The organism is Pedobacter sp. 01T416_2 (assembly GCF_056398925.1).
Genome location: NZ_JBFTQI010000804.1, coordinates 1 through 2,583, shown reverse-complemented (window position 1 = coordinate 2,583; position 2,583 = coordinate 1). Strand labels below are relative to the sequence as shown.

General features: G+C 38.0%; 1 protein-coding gene and 1 pseudogene. Both read left to right on the top strand.

Annotated features, from left to right (window positions below; all coding sequences use genetic code 11):
- A pseudogene (locus AC1DPQ_RS24325) lies at positions 1-854 on the top strand (SusC/RagA family TonB-linked outer membrane protein); the annotation flags it as partial.
- An 11-nt stretch (positions 855-865) separates the two neighbouring features.
- Positions 866-2,455 (top strand): RagB/SusD family nutrient uptake outer membrane protein, encoded by a 1,590-nt coding sequence (locus tag AC1DPQ_RS24320; protein ID WP_477611142.1) that lies wholly within the window; start codon positions 866-868, stop codon positions 2,453-2,455.
- Positions 2,456-2,583 lie beyond the last annotated feature (128 nt).

Below are 2,583 nucleotides of genomic sequence, written 5' to 3'. Positions count from 1 at the left end.
GTTACGAAGTATCTACAACACAGTTTTTCTTACCAACCATTACAGCCAACGTTGGTAAAATCAAAAATACAGGGGTAGAATTTTCATTAAATGCTACAGTTTTCCAAACAGATAGTTTCAGATGGACAACCTCGCCAAATATTGCGCACAATAAAAACGTAGTGGAAACTTTATCTGATGAATTCTATAAAATTCCATTCATTCAAACAGCTCAGCTTGGTGGCAAAGGTCAGTCGGGCAATTTCAGTCAGTTAGTTCAGCCAGGTTATGCATTGGGCACTTTTAACCTTTGGAATTATGCAGGTAAAAATGCTGCAGGTGTAAGTACATACATCAATGCTGCTGGTCAAACTATTGCCACACAGCCTTTAACCACTGATGCAAAAATTGCTGGCAACGCCCAGCCTAAATTAATTTACGGATGGGTAAATAGTTTCAGCTATAAAAACTGGGATTTTAACTTTTTAGTTAGAGGCGTTTTGGGTAATAAGATTTTGAATGCTACAAAGGCATCTTTAAATAATCCTGCCGATGCAAAACTCCAAAACATCCCAACCTTTACCCTGGGCGAATCTTTCAATGATATTAATGCATATCTGATTTCAGACCGTTTCCTTGAAAGTGGCTCATACTTGCGTTTGGATAACGCTACGCTTGGCTATACGCTAAAACCTAAAACACCAACCATCAAAGCCATTAGATTATATGTTACCGCAAATAATCTTTTTGTAATCACTAAATACAGTGGTTTAGACCCAGAAATCAACATTGGTGGATTAACGCCTGGAATTGATAACAATAATTATTATCCAAAAACAAGAACCTTCAGTTTCGGTGCAAGTGCATCATTCTAAAAAAAATAAAGATGAAAAAGATTATAATCCTATTTAATATCCTTGCTTGCCTGATGGTATTGGAATCATGCAGTAAGCTCGATGTCGATGTTGAATCGCAATACGTTAAAGATAATTTTCCTTTTACCAATTCAGATTACGCGGCACTTTATGGCACTATGTATTCTAATCTTTCTTCTCAATATGGCGTTCCATATTGGAGAATGCAAGAGCTTTCTACAGATGCCGCAATTATTCCTGCACGCGATGGAAACTTTGATGATGGTGGCCAGTACCGTCAGCTTCATTACCATACCTGGACGATTGATCACCCGAATGTGAGAGATATCTGGCAGTGGGGGTTTGGCGGAATCAATAACTGCAACCGTTTAATCAACCTGACTAGTGAATCTTCAGTTTCGGCTACGCAAAAAAGCAGCAGTTTAGCTGAAGTAAAAGCAATGAGGGCCTTGTATTATTACTTTATGATGGATTTATATGGTAATGTGCCGATTATCGATACTTTTCCAGTGAATACGCTGCCTGGAAACCAAACCAGGGATAAAGTATTTGAATTTATTGAGAAAGAACTTTTAGCCGTTATTCCGCAATTACCAATAAAAGATAATAACAACCGAGTATTGGTTTATGGCCGACCAACCCAGGCAATGGCTTATGCTTTATTAGAAAAAATGTACCTTAATGCTGAGGTATATACTGGCAAACCGAGATATGCAGATGCTGTAATTATGGCTGATAATATTCTGAAAAACACCAACTACGTTTTAGATAACAAATATTCAGATATTTTTGATGTAAACAACGGTCCTCAGATTAATGAAACCATATTCGCTATTCCTTACGATCAGCAGATTCCGGGTAACCAGATTACAAGATTTGGTTTTTACCCTGCATTAGCAGCAGCTTATGGGATTAACGTAGGTTTTAGTATTGCTATGAGCACTACTCCCGAATATTATAATCGTTTTAATTTAAACAATGATATCCGTAACAGTTTCTGGTTAATTGGCAAACAATATGCGCCAGATGCTAATCGTAAGTCTGATTTAACTAAACCTGTTTTTGTGGCAGGAACAACTACACAAATAGAAATTACGCCAGATTTAATCTTGAAACCAGGCAAGCCAATGGATTTGGGTAATACCGTTGCAGATCAGGCTAAAGGTGTTCGATCGGTGAAGTACTGGCCAGATGCAAACGCAATTCAGGCGACACGTTTAAATGGCAACGATATGCCCCTACTCCGTTTGGCAGATGTAATGCTCATGAAAGCAGAAGCAATATTAAGAGGAGCAACTGCTACTACTGTTAATGGCGAGCTGCAAACTCCATTGGTGCTTTTAAATAAAATAAGAAGCCGTGCAGGTGCTGAACTGGCAAGTTCTGCAACATTAACGAACTTATTAGATGAAAGAGCCCGTGAATTTAGCTGGGAAGCATGGAGAAGAAATGACTTAATCCGTTTCGGACAATTTGAAACTGAATATCCGTTACCAAACGATGTACTTTTCATGAATAAGGATATAACCAGAAGAATTTATCCTATTCCAGCAAACGAGTTAAAGCTTAATACAAACCTTAAACAAAACCCTGGGTATTAACAATTAAAAAGGTGTATGAGAATCATCAGTTGCATTAGCCTATTGCTGGTATTACCAGCAATAGCGTTTATTACCGTTAAAGAAGATCCAACCATCAATCAGATTCAGGTAATTGGTTCGCACAACAG

Coding starts and splice junctions, on each gene's coding strand:
- AC1DPQ_RS24320 (WP_477611142.1), top strand. CDS start 866: ATGAAAAAGATTATAATCCTATTTAATATCCTTGCTTGCCTGATGGTA.